The 13,757-nt window shown below is 58.1% G+C and carries 12 protein-coding genes; 5 read left to right on the top strand and 7 right to left on the bottom strand.

Annotation, left to right across the window (positions count from 1 at the left end; translation table 11 throughout):
* The first annotated feature begins 244 nt into the window (after window positions 1-244).
* Window positions 245-1,354, top strand: coding sequence for a sucrase ferredoxin (locus QFX07_RS00430; RefSeq protein WP_279754450.1), 1,110 nt, complete (start codon window positions 245-247; stop codon window positions 1,352-1,354).
* A 226-nt stretch (window positions 1,355-1,580) separates the two neighbouring features.
* On the opposite strand, the gene QFX07_RS00425 is transcribed toward QFX07_RS00430, so the two are convergent.
* The 3 genes from QFX07_RS00425 to QFX07_RS00415 all read right to left on the bottom strand — a co-directional run bounded on the left by QFX07_RS00425 (window position 1,581) and on the right by QFX07_RS00415 (window position 4,761).
* Window positions 1,581-3,242, bottom strand: a complete 1,662-nt coding sequence (locus QFX07_RS00425; RefSeq protein WP_279754449.1) for an NAD-dependent succinate-semialdehyde dehydrogenase — start codon at window positions 3,240-3,242, stop codon at window positions 1,581-1,583.
* Between the two features lie 187 nt (window positions 3,243-3,429).
* The gene (locus QFX07_RS00420; RefSeq protein WP_279754448.1) at window positions 3,430-3,906 is read right to left on the bottom strand and encodes a glycerophosphodiester phosphodiesterase family protein; all 477 of its coding nucleotides are present in this window, start codon (window positions 3,904-3,906) and stop codon (window positions 3,430-3,432) included.
* A 342-nt stretch (window positions 3,907-4,248) separates the two neighbouring features.
* Window positions 4,249-4,761: a PTS sugar transporter subunit IIA gene (locus tag QFX07_RS00415; RefSeq protein ID WP_279741888.1), complete on the bottom strand. Its 513-nt coding sequence runs from the start codon at window positions 4,759-4,761 to the stop codon at window positions 4,249-4,251.
* 337 nt (window positions 4,762-5,098) lie between these two features.
* Between QFX07_RS00415 and QFX07_RS00410 the strand changes: the two genes are divergently transcribed.
* The gene (locus QFX07_RS00410; protein ID WP_279754446.1) at window positions 5,099-5,683 is read left to right on the top strand and encodes an arsenic metallochaperone ArsD family protein; all 585 of its coding nucleotides are present in this window, start codon (window positions 5,099-5,101) and stop codon (window positions 5,681-5,683) included.
* Between the two features lie 203 nt (window positions 5,684-5,886).
* Here QFX07_RS00410 and fbaA read toward each other — a convergent pair whose 3' ends face one another.
* Entirely contained in the window at window positions 5,887-6,912 is a 1,026-nt protein-coding gene (fbaA, locus tag QFX07_RS00405) for a class II fructose-bisphosphate aldolase (protein ID WP_012902702.1), read from the bottom strand.
* Between the two features lie 261 nt (window positions 6,913-7,173).
* On the opposite strand from fbaA, the gene QFX07_RS00400 reads away from it, so the two are divergent.
* From QFX07_RS00400 to QFX07_RS00390, 3 genes are all read left to right on the top strand, one after another.
* Complete coding sequence (locus QFX07_RS00400) at window positions 7,174-7,560, top strand: cobalamin ABC transporter ATPase (RefSeq protein WP_279741890.1); 387 nt, start codon at window positions 7,174-7,176, stop codon at window positions 7,558-7,560.
* Window positions 7,561-7,866: 306 nt separating this feature from the next.
* A complete protein-coding gene (locus QFX07_RS00395) occupies window positions 7,867-9,462 on the top strand; it encodes an amino acid permease (RefSeq protein WP_279754445.1) in 1,596 nt (531 codons plus the stop codon).
* Window positions 9,463-9,741: 279 nt separating this feature from the next.
* Complete coding sequence (locus tag QFX07_RS00390; RefSeq protein WP_279754444.1) at window positions 9,742-10,794, top strand: ornithine cyclodeaminase; 1,053 nt, start codon at window positions 9,742-9,744, stop codon at window positions 10,792-10,794.
* 206 nt (window positions 10,795-11,000) lie between these two features.
* On the opposite strand, the gene QFX07_RS00385 is transcribed toward QFX07_RS00390, so the two are convergent.
* From QFX07_RS00385 to pyrE, 3 genes are all read right to left on the bottom strand, one after another.
* Window positions 11,001-11,816 carry a hypothetical protein gene (locus tag QFX07_RS00385; RefSeq protein WP_279754443.1) on the bottom strand — a complete coding sequence of 272 codons (816 nt, stop codon included), beginning with the start codon at window positions 11,814-11,816 and terminating at the stop codon, window positions 11,001-11,003.
* A 457-nt stretch (window positions 11,817-12,273) separates the two neighbouring features.
* Entirely contained in the window at window positions 12,274-12,975 is a 702-nt protein-coding gene (locus QFX07_RS00380; protein ID WP_280926436.1) for an RNA methyltransferase, read from the bottom strand.
* 168 nt (window positions 12,976-13,143) lie between these two features.
* Window positions 13,144-13,725: an orotate phosphoribosyltransferase gene (pyrE, locus tag QFX07_RS00375; RefSeq protein WP_005504234.1), complete on the bottom strand. Its 582-nt coding sequence runs from the start codon at window positions 13,723-13,725 to the stop codon at window positions 13,144-13,146.
* Window positions 13,726-13,757: the final 32 nt, after the last annotated feature.

Genomic DNA, 13,757 nt, shown 5'->3' with positions numbered 1-13,757 from the left:
TAGTCGGCATGCCGAAAGGGTGTGTGCCGTGTTCAGTGAACACGGCACACACCCTTCTTACGTTGCACCGGCGGTCTAACCCGTAGCGCTTATGCCTCCACCGTTGCGGTGCGGCGCTCCTTCCTGAGTAGTTGACCGCCCAATAGTCCCCAAAAATCACCCTTGAGCGGTTGTCTTTCAGCATTTAGACCGTGCAGGGGCAACATAGGTTATTCACATCCCGCAGGCGTAGAATCGAGAAATCATGACTGAATCCTGCACCCCCGCAACCCCCGAGCCGCGCACCACCAACCCCGCCGAGCTGAACAACCTGCGCGCCGCACACGCCGATGAGCTCTCTTCACGCACCCGCGCCACGAGCATCCCGACAGACTCCTGCTCCCTCTATGACGACGAGGCGCTCGGTGGAACCGCCGGACGCGCCACCGCCTGGCTGGCACTCGAACACGTGGGCCAGTGGGGCCGCGACGTACTGGACGGATCCGCCCTCGGTGAGAAGCTTTCGACGGCATTGGGCGAGGCAGTCTCACAGGCGGGGCTGAAGTTCCTACTCATCCGTCAGACGGGCAGGGCGGGGCGCGTACTGCACGGTGCGCCGGATGCATCCGGCAACCCGACCCACCGGGTGCTCTACGCGCTCTGCACCCCGGGCGAGGAGAAGCTCTACTCGTTCAGCGTGAGCACCCCCGAACAGCTCCTCGAACTACCCCTGGGCAACCCGAAGGAGTTGATTCAGGCGACCGGTGCGGAGCTCATGGATTCCCCCGCTATTCTCGTGTGCACCCACTCCAAGCGTGACCGCTGCTGTGCCCTGCGCGGTCGCCCCATTGCGGCGCACCTGGCGGATATCCTGCCGGGTAATGCGGTCTGGGAGTGCTCGCATACGGGCGGTCACCGCTTTGCCCCGGTTGGCATTATGCTGCCCACCGGCTACACCTACGGTCGCCTCTCGGAGCCTTCGGCACTGGCGGCGTACCTATCGCTGGCGGGTCGTTCCATTCCGTCACTGCACGGTCTGCGAGGCCGCAGCACGGATACCCCGGTGGAGCAGGCGGCGGAGGTCGCCGTACGCCTCGAATTGGAGAAAAAGGGCGAAGAAGTAACCTCTGGAGGTTTGGTTTCACGTGAAACATCGGTAGCGGAGGCACTGAGTACACTCCTCGAGGCGGGCATTGAGCCCCCGGCAGATACCGCCGAAAACCCCACCATGGAGGCGGCACTCACCTACCACACCGACGGACGCACCTGGGTCGCCTTCTTCGAGCGAGTCACCCTCGAGCCGCGCCCCAACTCGTGCGGCAAGGGTCCCGCAGATGCTTTCAGTCGCGAGCTGCTCGCACTGCATCAGCTCTAACCCCCTGCACCAGATATAAACCCTGTGCCAGCTATAACCCCTGCCCCAGCTCTAGGCAGAGCCAGTTCTAGCACCCGCGCATGATGTAGACAGCGTAAAGCCCCGGCGGGCACCTTCTCGGGTACCCATCGGGGGCTTCGCTGTATTCAAAGTTCACTGTAGCTGGCATCTCGCCGTACCCGGCAAACAGGTGTACCCGGTGGACAGGCTTATCCGGCAAACAGGCTTATCCGGCGAACGGGTTCGGCGCGCCGATGTACTGCAGCTCGGTGTACTCCTCCAAACCCTCGGGGCCACCCTCGCGACCCATGCCGGACTGCTTCACGCCGCCGAAGGGGGCTACCGCGTTCGAGATAACGCCGGAGTTGTAACCGATTAGGCCGAACTCCAGACCAGCCGCCATGCGCGTAAAGCGCGGGTGGTTGCTCGTGTACACGTACGCCGCCAGGCCGTACTCGGTGTCGTTGGCGAGCTTCAGGGCGGTGCGTTCACCCTCCTCACCGTAGCCGCTGAACGTGGCAATCGGGGCTACGGGCCCGAAAATCTCTTCACGCCACACGCGCATCGAATCGGTCACGCCGGTCAGCACGGTGGGGGTCACAAAGTTGCCCTTGTTCAGGTTCTTGGGCATGCCGCCGGTATCGCTCGGAACGTTCTCCTCAAGCTCGGGAATATACCCGCCGCAGGCGAGGAGCGCGCCCTTGCCCAGGGCGTCTTCGACCATAAAAAGTATGGATTCAACCGCTGAAGGTTGAATTAACGGTCCACAGTCGGTTCCATCGACGGTTCCGTCACCCACGACGGTTGCCTCCATACGCTCTACGAAGGCGGCCGTGAACTCTTCAGCAATGTCCTCGTGCACAATGAATCGGTTAGCGGCGGTGCATGCCTCGCCCATGTTCCTCATCTTCGCCGCGTAGGCGCCCTCCACGGCGGCGGGGATATCCGCGTCCTCAAAGACGATGAACGGTGCGTTGCCGCCCAGTTCCATAGAGGTGCGCAGAACGTTCTGCGAGGCCTGCGCGAGCAGGGTCCGGCCCACCGCGGTGGAGCCGGTGAACGAGACCTTCCGCAGGCGCTCATCAGCCATCAGCGCGGAGACAACCTCACCGGTACGGGAGGTAGTCACCACGTTCAGCACGCCGTCCGGCAGGCCCGCCTCACGCATCAGGGACGCGAAGTACAGGGAGCTGAGCGGAGTCAGGGAGGCGGGCTTGAGCACCGCGGTGCAGCCCGCCGCGAGCGCCGGGGCGACCTTGCGTGCCGCCATGGCGAGCGGGAAGTTCCAGGGGGTAATCAGTAGGCAGGGGCCGACGGGGCGGCGTACGGTGGTGATTTGCAGCCCGGATTCGGGGGCGACGGCGGTGCGGCCGAAGTTGCGGGCGGCTTCTTCGGCGTACCAACGCAGGTAGTTTGCCGCGTAGGCGACTTCGCCGCGGGACTGGTCGAGGGGCTTACCCATTTCGAGGGTCATGAGCCGGGCGATGACTTCGGTGCGTTGCGTCATGAGCGTGTAGGCGTGGTTGAGGATGTCGGCGCGTTCGCGGACGCTGGTTGCCGCCCATGAGGTGCGGGCGTCGCAGGCGGCGTCGAGTGCTTCGATACCCTGTTCGACGCTGGCGTCGGCGACGTGCGCGAGGATTTGGCCGCAGGAGGGGTTGTGTACGGGGAAGGAGCCGTTGTCGCCGGTGACCCAACTGCCGCCGATGAGCAGATCGGTGGGCACGTAGAAGAAGGGGTAGGAGGGTCGCTCGTAGGGGTCGATAGGTTCACGCTGCGGCATGTTGATGCTTTGCATGTGCGGTTCGGTGCGGCCTCGCAGCGAGGCGGATTTCGCAGCGGTCTTTGCGGCGGGATTCTCGGCGGAGCTTTCAGGTGAGGTGGTCATGGCGTGCCTTTCGGGTTGGGGCGGCCGGTGCGGTCGACTCTGACGCTTTTAATTCTAGTCCCGCGCGCTCCCCTACCCTGCGAGTCTTCCCCGCCCACATACACATCCCCGCGTCCCTACGCACCCTCGCCCGCTCTCTCCACCTTGCAGTTCACTACCTGGCCGGTGGTGACCTTCTGGCGCAGCTTCATGGTATTTCGAGGGTGGGGATGTCGTACAGGTCAGTCTTTTCACCCAGGTTCTTGCGCATGTTGACCTTGTGCTGGCGCAGTTTGGCGAGGGTGTGGCCGCGCACGTCCATGGACGCACCGGTGGTGTGCTTGATGTTAGTGTTGTGCATGCAGACGAACTGGCCGTCGCTGGTGGTGCGTACGAAAATTTCGACGGCGAGGGCGCCGCGGCGTACGGACTCTGCGTAAGCGAAGGCAGTGTGCTCGGGGCTGATGTTGCCGTCACCGCGGTGGGCGATGAAAAATTCATCGGTCTTGTAGAGCAGCTGATGTGCGCGGGAGCCGCTGTGTACTGCCGCGAACTGTGCGCGGGTGCTGGCTACGGCGCGGGCTTCGCCTGCCTGGAACATGAGGGCAGCGGGTGCCAGGGCGGAGGCACCGATGAAGCCGCGACGGCTCAGCAGATTCTTGGAGATCTTCGGGAATGCAGTCACTGTAGTGGTTCTTTTTCGTTTATGAGTTGAGGGTCCGGATTCCCTCAACTCAAGCTGCAACTCCATGTAGGATAAAGATTTTTATCGGTGATTCACTGCGCTCACAGGCAAATAGGGTATTACATGCACCTCATTCTTACCCACTGTGCCATACGGGTGAATGTGTTCCTCCTTTTCCGCTGTTTTTAATAGCGGTATTTCATGCGGCGTTAAAAAATTTCTCGTATAACGGAAAAGGCCGCGCCTGTAGCCCGATTGAGCCTGCAGGACGCGACCTTTTGCGTTGAGTATTTTCGCGGGTTTTCGCCGCTGTTGAAGCTGAGCTATTTTCGCTGGTTCAGCTTACTTCTTGGATGCCTGAGCAACGCGTTCACCGGCTGCGACGGGGCGACGGGACTCAGAGTCCTTGGAGATGTTGAACTTTGCGGTGTTGGTGATCATCACCATGGTTTCCTTAGAGGGGATGCGACCCTCGATAGCTGCCCAGTCGACCTCGATGATGGGGGCGCCTGCCTCAACCTTGTCACCTACGTTAGCAAGCTTGGTGAAGCCGTCGCCGCCGAGCTCAACGGTGTCGATACCGATGTGGACCAGTACCTCGCCGCCGTTTTCGGTGCGGAGCATAAATGCGTGCAGGGTGTCCTGAATCAGTGCAATGGTGCCTGCAACGGGTGCGACGATGGTGCCTGCAGTGGGGTTCACTGCGTAGCCATCGCCCATAACGCCCTGAGAGAAAACGGGGTCGGAAACTTCGCTCAGCGGCAGGTACTCACCGGTAGCAGGTGCGACGTAGACGTCTGCGGACGATGCTTCCTGTGCGGCAGCTTCCTTCTTCTTCTTACCGAAACCAAACATATATGCTCCTTCTGGTCGTGTGGCGCTATGAATAGCGTGTATTTGTAGCGCTGATGCGTCCGCGTCGGATGCGGGCGTCGTTGCCTTATAGTGTCGCATCGGGCGGCGCCTGTCTGGATATTGCAGGGTTCGCACACTCCGGTGCATATGCACTCAGAATACAACACCTGAACCTGCAGCTCATGAGCTGAGAGTCATTCGACTCGAATTCTGCAAATATTCCGCAAATCTGGAACTTCAACTCACACTTCTACACTCTTGAGGTCGCGAGTACACTTAGTGAAGGAGTGGCACCCTCCCCCGAGTCGGTGCCCATAAGAGAGAAAAGGCTGAACTGATGACTGAAGCGGCTGAGACCGTTCTTGAAGTATTTATTCCGGGCCCCGGCGAGAACCCGGAGGATCCGCAGGATATGGAGCGTTCCATCTTCCTGGGTGCCGCGCAGGAGGCGCTGGATTCGGGCGTGGACATTGAGGTGTACTCCACCGACTCCTACCCTTCAGCATTTGAAGAGTGCGCACCGGTCGCCGAGCAGATTGAGATGAACGGCCGCGAGGTTCTGCCGCTCATGCTCGTCAACGGTGAGGTGAAGGTGTCCTTCGCGTACCCGACCGCCGAGCAGATTAAGCGCTTCTCCCGCGCTCACCTGGTTGCTCAGCCGAAGGCTAATGCGGCAGCGGCTGCGTGCGGCCCCTCCGGCTCCCCGGCGGCGTCAATGATCCCGAACCTGAGCCCTCTGGCGGAGCCTGCAGGTTTCGCGGCGACCCTGGCGGGTAAGGCACCCCAGCCGATTGGCGGCCCCGAGATTGGCAACCGTGTGAACCTCATGGGCGGCGACACCGGCGACGGTATTCCCACCTCTGGTTCGGTGGCTGTGAAGTCCGGCGGCTGCGGCTGCGGTGGTTGCGGCTGCGGCAAGTAAACCCCACCCCTACCCAACTAAGAGCCCTGTTGAGACCCAGCACAGGAACTAACGCGAGTCCCTGCCCCGGCTGACTCTCACCTGAAATTTAAAAGAACGGTGCCCGCCTCCTCGTCATGAGGAAGCGGGCACCGTTTTCGCTTAAAGAAGCTTAGGTTCGCACCCGGCAACACCTACGGAGGTTGCGGCGGGCGAACAGTACCTTACTTGATGGAGGTACCGACGGAACCGAGCTGCTGGCAAGCCTCGACCACGCGTGCGGCCATACCTGCCTCTGCAGCTGCGCCCCAAACGCGGGGGTCGTAGGTCTTCTTGTTGCCGACCTCGCCGTCAACCTTCAGCACACCGTCGTAGTTGCTGAACATGTGGCCAGCAACTGGGCGGGTGAACGCGTACTGGGTGTCGGTGTCAATGTTCATCTTGATAACACCGTAGGACACTGCGTCTGCAATCTCCTGCTCGGTGGAGCCGGAGCCACCGTGGAAGACCAGGTAGAAGGGCTTGTCGCCCTTGCCGTACTTAGCGCCTACCTCGGTCTGGATTTCCTTGAGCAGCTCGGGGCGCAGGTGAACGTTACCGGGCTTGTACACACCGTGAACGTTACCGAAGGTCAGAGCAGCCATGTAGGTACCCTTCTCGCCCAGGCCGATTGCCTCAACGGTCTTGATTGCGTCTGCAACGGTGGTGTACAGGGAGTCGTCGATAGCGCCTTCAACGCCGTCTTCCTCGCCGCCAACGGCACCAATCTCAACCTCGAGAACGAGCTTTGCCTTGGAGGTACGCTCAATCAGCTCAGCAGCAATCTTCAGGTTCTCATCCAGGTCGATTGCGGAGCCGTCCCACATGTGGGAGTTGAAGATGGGGTCTTCACCGCGAGCAACAGCCTTCTCGGATTCTGCCAGCAGGGGCAGAACGAAGCCTTCCAGCTTGTCCTTGGGGCAGTGGTCGGTGTGCAGTGCAATGTTCACGTCGTACTGCTTAGCAACCTCGCGTGCGTATGCTGCGAAGGCCAGGGAGCCAACGACCATGTCCTTCTTGGAAGCGCCGGACCAGTATGCTGCACCACCGGTGGATGCCTGGATGATGCCGTCCGAGCCAGCCTCTGCGAAGCCGCGGATAGCAGCGTTCAGGGTCTGGGAGGAGGTCACGTTCACTGCGGGGTACGCGAAGCCCTTTTCCTTCGCGGTCTGCAGCATTTCTGCGTAAACTTCTGGGGTTGCAATAGCCATATGCTGACTCCTTGGATAGATGCGACCGGTTACCGATATTGGGCCGGTTCACCATATTTTGTTGGCGCGCGAGACGCCTCCTACTCATACTATTTTACCAAGATACGACTTATTTATCGTTAATTTTTTGTGGGTTTTTTTGGGTTTACTGCAGCGAAATTTCCGCGAAATACCGCGGTAAAGTAGAGGTGTTAATGACTTGATGTATTCTGTGCGCAGGTCAGCATACACATCACCCGGACGCAGCGAAAGGATCCTCCCATGATCAAGGCGAGCGCTAAAAATAATCCGAAACAGCTCGACGCGAAGCGTGAGAAGCGTGCCCGCCAGGCTCAGCGTCGTGCTGAGCGTGAGCACCCGAATGCGGCGGCTATTGCCCCGGTGCGCGCCCTGTTGGATGAGGTTCTGGAACGTAAGAGTCGTCATGTTTTGGGGCATGGCGATATGGCGAAATCCCTTGAGTTAATAGAGAAAATGCGTGATGAGGGTGCGAGCGACCACGAGATTGATGTGGCGCTTGCGGAGGCGAAGCTCCCCTCGGTCGTGCAGGTGGGTCGTAAGTCATTGATGCGTTGGCCGAGCTGGTGGTGGTTGAATCGTCGTGAGCGTGCGTTGCGGGCGAAGATTGACCGCCTGCTAGAGGGCTAACTCCCCATTCTGAATAGGTTGCTGGAGCACCCCGTTGTGGGTGCTCTTGTGCTGTGCACTGGTGGGGGAATTGATTTTTTAAACTCAGAGTTCAATTAATCTATTTCACAAAACAATGAAAACCACACAATACAACATGAACCAAATATATTCATAAGATATGCATTATATGTATATAAATTGTTACGTGACGCGGATTATATTTAACCAAATTGTCGTGCTATAGTCATTACAACTCACAGGCGTGTTCCCAACCACATTTCATGTAGCACGTGCTCCAGATGTAACTATTCAAGGAGGTATAGCATGAGCACCTCACCGAACAAGAATCCGCAGACTTCTGCAGCGGATCAATACACTAAGCCCCCCACAGACGACCCGTTTGCACACGAACAGGAAGGCTTCCACAAGGGGCTTGGCGCACGTCAGCTCCAGATGATTGCCATCGGTTCCGCAATTGGTACCGGCCTGTTCCTGGGCACCGGTAGCCGCCTGCAGGACGCAGGCCCCATGCTCGCCGTCATCTACGCCGTCATCGGTTTCTTCGGCTACCTGATTCTTCGAGCCCTCGGCGAGCTGATTCTTCACCGCCCCTCCTCGGGCTCCTTCGTCTCCTACACCCGCGAATTCTACGGCGAAAAGGCCGCATTCGTATCCGGGTGGCTTTACTGGCTGAACTGGGCAATGACCGCCGTTGCAGACGCCACCGCTATCGCCATCTACATCAGCTGGTTCGGTCGATACAACCAGTTCTTCGCAGACATTCCCCAGTGGCTTAGCGCATTCATCGTCGTTATCGTCACCGTGGCCCTGAACCTCATCTCCGTGAAGCTCTTCGGTGAGCTGGAATTCTGGTTCGCGCTCATTAAGATTCTTGCCCTGCTGTCCTTCATGGCGGTAGGTATCTGGTACCTGGTCTTCGGTGAACCCATCAACGGCGTCACCCCCGGCTTGAGCCTTATTGCAGCCAATGACGGCTTCTTCCCCAACGGCATTCTTCCCGCTCTTATCGTGGTTCAGGGTGTTGTGTTCGCCTACGCCGGTATTGAGCTGGTCGGCACCACCAGTGGTGAAACCAAGAACGTTGAGAAGGTTATCCCCCGTGCTATCAACACCGTGATCTGGCGTATTGCGATTTTCTACGTTGGTTCCGTGGTTCTGCTCTGCCTGCTCATGCCCTACACCGCATACAAGGACGCAGAGTCGCCGTTCGTGACCTTCTTCGACGCTATCGGCATTCAAGGCACCGCACCGATTATGCAGCTGGTCGTGATTACCGCGGCTGCTTCCTCACTGAACGCTGGCCTGTACTCCACCGGCCGTATCCTCCACTCGATGGGTGTTGCCGGTTCGGCACCGAAGTTCGCCACCAAGGTGTCCCGCTCCGGCGTTCCGGTGGCAGGTATTCTGCTGACCGGTGTGGTGGGCCTCTTCGGTGTTGTGCTGAACTTCTTCGTTCCCGAGCAGGCGTTCGAGGTCGTGCTGAACATCGCATCTGTGGGCACCATGGCTAGCTGGGCGGCTATCGCAATGTCCCACCAGAAATACCTGAAGCTGGTCGGCGAGGGCAAGTACAAGCGCCCCAACTACCGTGCACCCGGCGGTCGTTTCAGCGACTGGGCTGTGATGGGCTTCCTGGCTGTTGTGCTGGTGCTGATGGCTCTGGATTACCCGGTGGGCACCTACACCCTGGCATCGCTGCTGCTGGTTATCCCGCTGCTGATTATCGGCTGGTACACGGTTCGTGACCGCGTCAACGAGATTGCTCGCATCCGTGAAGGCTACACCGGTTCCGTGCCTGTGATTGCTGCCCGCCCCGTGGTGAAGAAGCTCGTTTCAGAGCCTCGTACCCACATTAACCTGGGTGAGTTTGAGGACGAGGACAACCCGAAGGGCAGCTAACCCGACCGGTTGCCTGTAATCCCGGTAATATCCCGGCGAAGGCGAATGAGGGGTTCTAGACCCTAGCCCTAGTCTAGGAGCTCTAGACTCTAGAACCCCCTCCCCGTACGTCTTTTCGTGTTCGCTTCCGTATTACATCCGTGTAATACATAAAGCAAAGTACATATCTACAGCATTTCTAATACGGTGTGTCCTGCAATATATTTTGAGATAATAGATATCCGCAGTGACCATCAGATGCACAAAGAAATTTTGTGCAGATATTCAAAGGAGAAAATCATGACTGAACGTCCTAACGCACACGCGGTGGAATTTGTTGACGTCGCCTCGATGGCGAAGTGGATTCAGAAGGACGGCGTAGGCAACATCATTGCCGGCATGGTCGACTTCCTCGAAGAAGACTTCAAGAAGTGGCAGAGTTTCGACAAGATCCCGCGCGTCGCCTCCCACACCCCCTTCGGCGTGATTGAGCTGATGCCCACCTCCGACAACATCACCTACTCCTTCAAGTACGTGAACGGCCACCCGTCCAACCCGGCACGCGGCTTCCAGACCGTGACCGCGTTCGGTCTGCTCGCTGACGTGGACAACGGCTACCCCGTGTTCCTGGCTGAGATGACCCTGCTGACCGCGCTGCGTACCGCTGGCGTGTCCGCCATGGTTGCTAAGCACCTGGCACGCAAGGATTCGAAGAAGATGGCGATGATTGGTACCGGCTCCCAGTCTGAGTTCCAGGCGCTGGGTATGCGCGCGGTGCTCGGCATTGAGGACCTATCCGTCTATGACGTTGATCCGCACGCGATGGAGAAGTTCCGCCGTAACCTGGAGCCGCTGGGCTTCCGCATCCACCTGGCTAAGGACGTGGACGAGGCTGTTCAGGATGCCGACATCATCACCACCTGCACCGCAGATAAGCAGCAGGCGAAGGTTCTGCTGGACCGCCAGGTAAAGCCCGGCGTGCACCTGAACGCTATTGGTGGCGACTGCCCCGGCAAGACTGAGCTGGAAAGCGAAATTCTGGACCGCTCCACCGTGTTCGTTGAGTTCCCGCCGCAGACCCGCATTGAGGGCGAGATTCAGCAGAAGGACCCGGACTTCCCCGTGGTGGAGTTCTGGAAGGTTCTGACCGGTGAGGAGCCCGGCCGCGTGTCGGATGAGCAGATTACCCTGTTTGATTCGGTGGGCTTCGCGATTGCTGACTTCTCGGGTCTGCGTTATGCTCGTGCGGCTACGCAGGACACCGACCTGCAGCAGTTCATTGACCTGGTTGCTAGCCCGGATGATCCGAAGGATCTGTACTCGCTGGTGAACGTTAACGTTCCGGTGGGCTAAAGGGCTCAGTAACCTGACGCTGAGTGGCCTTGAGCTGGCGAGCCTGTAGGTGCGTCGGCGTAGGCTGCGAGGTTGAGAGTGAATAAAGTGAGGGCCGGGGAGTGGTGACACTCCCCGGCTCCTTCTTGTGAAATTTTCGTATGCACGGATTTTCTTGGAGGCTATCCGCGGCTGGTTCGCCCGTTCTGCCTTTCAGGTGGCTGCGGCTACTGGCGGGTGGCAATAATTTCACGCGCCTTCGCTATCTTCGCATCACGTTCAGCCTTCAACTCATTCAGCAGCGTCTGATTCTTCTCAATCAAAGGACCCTGATAGGACGCCTCAAGATCACCCAAACGCTGAGCTAACCTCACCTTCTCACTACATTGAGCTTCAATGGTTGCCAGGCGGATAACCTCCTCCAACACTTTGGGATCATCAGCATTCAGATTGGCCGTTTCTTTGCTCGTCCATTCACCGTCCCCGGTGCGAGGCGTCAACCCTTCCTGACGCTGGCAGTCCCACCAATCTGAGCGGGCTTTCTTCCATTCAGGGTCAGCCTGCGCGCGTTGGTACGCTTCGCCACGGATACGCTCGACGGGGCGGTACTTTTCCTCATCAGCCACATCAAAATAGAGCATATCCAGTTCTTCCCGATGCTCTTCGCGGCAGCTGGCCCTGACGTCTTCAGGGATGCTCTTATAAATCCTTTCCTGCTCATCTCTGACTTGGATGGACGTAAAATGATTCGCCGCATGCTTCACGTTCCAGGAGCCGTACTGGGAGGCGTTGCCAGAAACCAAGCCATTTTCTAGAATTTCAAAATCGTATCCTTTTTTCGCATAGCACTCTTGAAGAATCAACAAATACGCCCTATATGTTATATCTTCGGCCTGGTCACTCATATCGTATTCGTCGAGCGGAAGAGTAATATAGTTATTTTCAAAATCCAGCTGGGCTTTGAGGCTAGTATCTTTAGGCGCAGCGGCGCAGGAACTTAAAGCTAAAGCAAAGCAGGCGAACAGAGCAGCAGATTTCTTCATTGTTACCGACTCCTTTCAGGGGAATGACGTCGCGGTCATTCATATCCACAACCCGCAATCATTAGCGAGCCGAAGTCAGGAAATCCATCGCATGTCCCAAACCGAATTTGAGAGTGCGATTCTCATATTCCCTGTGACTTGAATTAACACTAGCACACCTAGACTATTTATTTAGTGATTTAAATCACTTATGTAATAATATGTGATTTACCCACTTTAGATATATTTAAATATTATTTACTACATTTACAAGACAAAAAATCCAGATAACATCATACAACCCCACCACAAACAATGCATCAAACCCCGTGGGTATCCACATTCATGTGAAAAACTCAACACCCCACCCAAACAAAAAATCACCCAATCCCCAATAAACCCCCCCCCCCAACAGAAAAGGTTCCAACGCGCACACAACGCATCGGAACCTTTAAACACCTCATAAACAGCCACCGAACTACGACGGAATCTGGCCAAACACATGGCGGCGAACCCACGCATGCATCGCAATACCCGCAGCCGTCGCCGCATTCATCGAACGCGTCGACCCAAACTGCTCAATCGACAGAGTATCCCTAGCCGCCGCATGCAGCTCCTCCGACAAGCCCGGGCCCTCCTGACCAAAAACCAGCACACACCTCTTCGGCAGATCATACGTCTCCAGGAGCACCGAATCCGGAAAAATATCAATACCAATAATCTCCAGACCCTCAGCCTGCGCCCACGCCACAAAATCCTCAATCGTCGGATGATGACGCACATGCTGATAACGGTCCGTCACCATCGCACCACGACGATTCCAGCGGCGACGCCCAATAATATGGACCTCCTTCGCCAACATCGCATTCGCAGTACGCACCACCGTGCCAATATTCAAATCATGCTGCCAATTCTCAATCGCCACATGAAAATCATGGCGGCGCGTATCCAGGTCAGCAATAATCGCGTCCATCGACCAGTAACGGTACTTATCCACCACGTTACGGCGGTCGCCCTCACGCAGCAGCTCCTCATCCCAGTGGTCGCCCTCAGGCCACGGGCCCTCCCACGGGCCCACACCCACCTCAAAACGGGCAGTACCCTGCTCGGTACCCTCAACAGCCTCAGCTTCAGCCGCCTCCGCAGGCACAGCCTCAGCCGCCTCACGATTCTCAACCATCACAACCACCTTCACGCCAACAACCAGCGCCACTCCGGCGCCCACAGAGCCATCTTACAGACAAAAACCCGCACCACCAGCCACACACAGCAGCCAGCGGCACGGGTTCACCCGCCGCAACGGGAACGTCTTAAAAATTCACAAGGTCCTAGTCCAAGTCAGCAGAGACTAGTCCAGGCCCAGTTCATCCTTCGAGTACGCGTACAGGCACGGAACGCCCGCAACCTCTTCCACATGCTCCTTAGCGCCGGTCGCACGGTCAACAATCACAGCAACTGCCACAACCTCAGCGCCAGCCTTACGCAGCGCCTCAACAGCAGTCAGCGCAGAACCACCGGTGGTGGAGGTGTCCTCAACAGCAACCACGCGGCGACCCTCAACGCTCGGGCCCTCCACCTGACGGCCCATGCCGTAAGACTTCTGAGCCTTACGCACCACAAACGCGTCAATCGCACGGTCCTGATCGCCAGCGGCACGCATAATCGCGGTACCCACCGGGTCAGCACCCATGGTCAGACCGCCAGCAGCCTCAAACTCGATGCCGTTCTTATCCAGCAGGTCCAGCATGACCTGACCGACCAGGCGAGAAGCCTCGTGGTGCAGGGTGATGCGGCGCAGGTCAACGTAGTAGTCGGCTTCCTTACCGGAGGCGAGGACCACGTGCCCGCGCACCACAGCCAGCTCCATAATCAGCTGGCGCAGGCGTTCACGGGCTTCTTCAATGGGGAGGTTTTCAGAAAGCTTAGTCATAGTTCAAGTGTAGCGGCTCACGTGCAGGCGGC

This window comes from Rothia similimucilaginosa, from assembly GCF_029850985.2.
Classification (GTDB): domain Bacteria; phylum Actinomycetota; class Actinomycetes; order Actinomycetales; family Micrococcaceae; genus Rothia.
Note: the sequence above shows the minus strand (reverse complement) of the source record. Positions and strands in the feature narration are given on the sequence as shown.

Bases quoted from the DNA above. Each gene is read 5' to 3' on its own strand.
- QFX07_RS00390 (WP_279754444.1), top strand. From the start codon at position 9,742: ATGACTGAACGTCCTAACGCACACGCGGTGGAATTTGTTGACGTCGCC.
- QFX07_RS00380 (WP_280926436.1), bottom strand. From the start codon at position 12,975: ATGGTTGAGAATCGTGAGGCGGCTGAGGCTGTGCCTGCGGAGGCGGCT.
- QFX07_RS00385 (WP_279754443.1), bottom strand. From the start codon at position 11,816: ATGAAGAAATCTGCTGCTCTGTTCGCCTGCTTTGCTTTAGCTTTAAGT.
- QFX07_RS00400 (WP_279741890.1), top strand. From the start codon at position 7,174: ATGATCAAGGCGAGCGCTAAAAATAATCCGAAACAGCTCGACGCGAAG.
- QFX07_RS00425 (WP_279754449.1), bottom strand. From the start codon at position 3,242: ATGACCACCTCACCTGAAAGCTCCGCCGAGAATCCCGCCGCAAAGACC.
- QFX07_RS00430 (WP_279754450.1), top strand. From the start codon at position 245: ATGACTGAATCCTGCACCCCCGCAACCCCCGAGCCGCGCACCACCAAC.
- pyrE (WP_005504234.1), bottom strand. From the start codon at position 13,725: ATGACTAAGCTTTCTGAAAACCTCCCCATTGAAGAAGCCCGTGAACGC.
- fbaA (WP_012902702.1), bottom strand. From the start codon at position 6,912: ATGGCTATTGCAACCCCAGAAGTTTACGCAGAAATGCTGCAGACCGCG.
- QFX07_RS00395 (WP_279754445.1), top strand. From the start codon at position 7,867: ATGAGCACCTCACCGAACAAGAATCCGCAGACTTCTGCAGCGGATCAA.
- QFX07_RS00415 (WP_279741888.1), bottom strand. From the start codon at position 4,761: ATGTTTGGTTTCGGTAAGAAGAAGAAGGAAGCTGCCGCACAGGAAGCA.
- QFX07_RS00410 (WP_279754446.1), top strand. From the start codon at position 5,099: ATGACTGAAGCGGCTGAGACCGTTCTTGAAGTATTTATTCCGGGCCCC.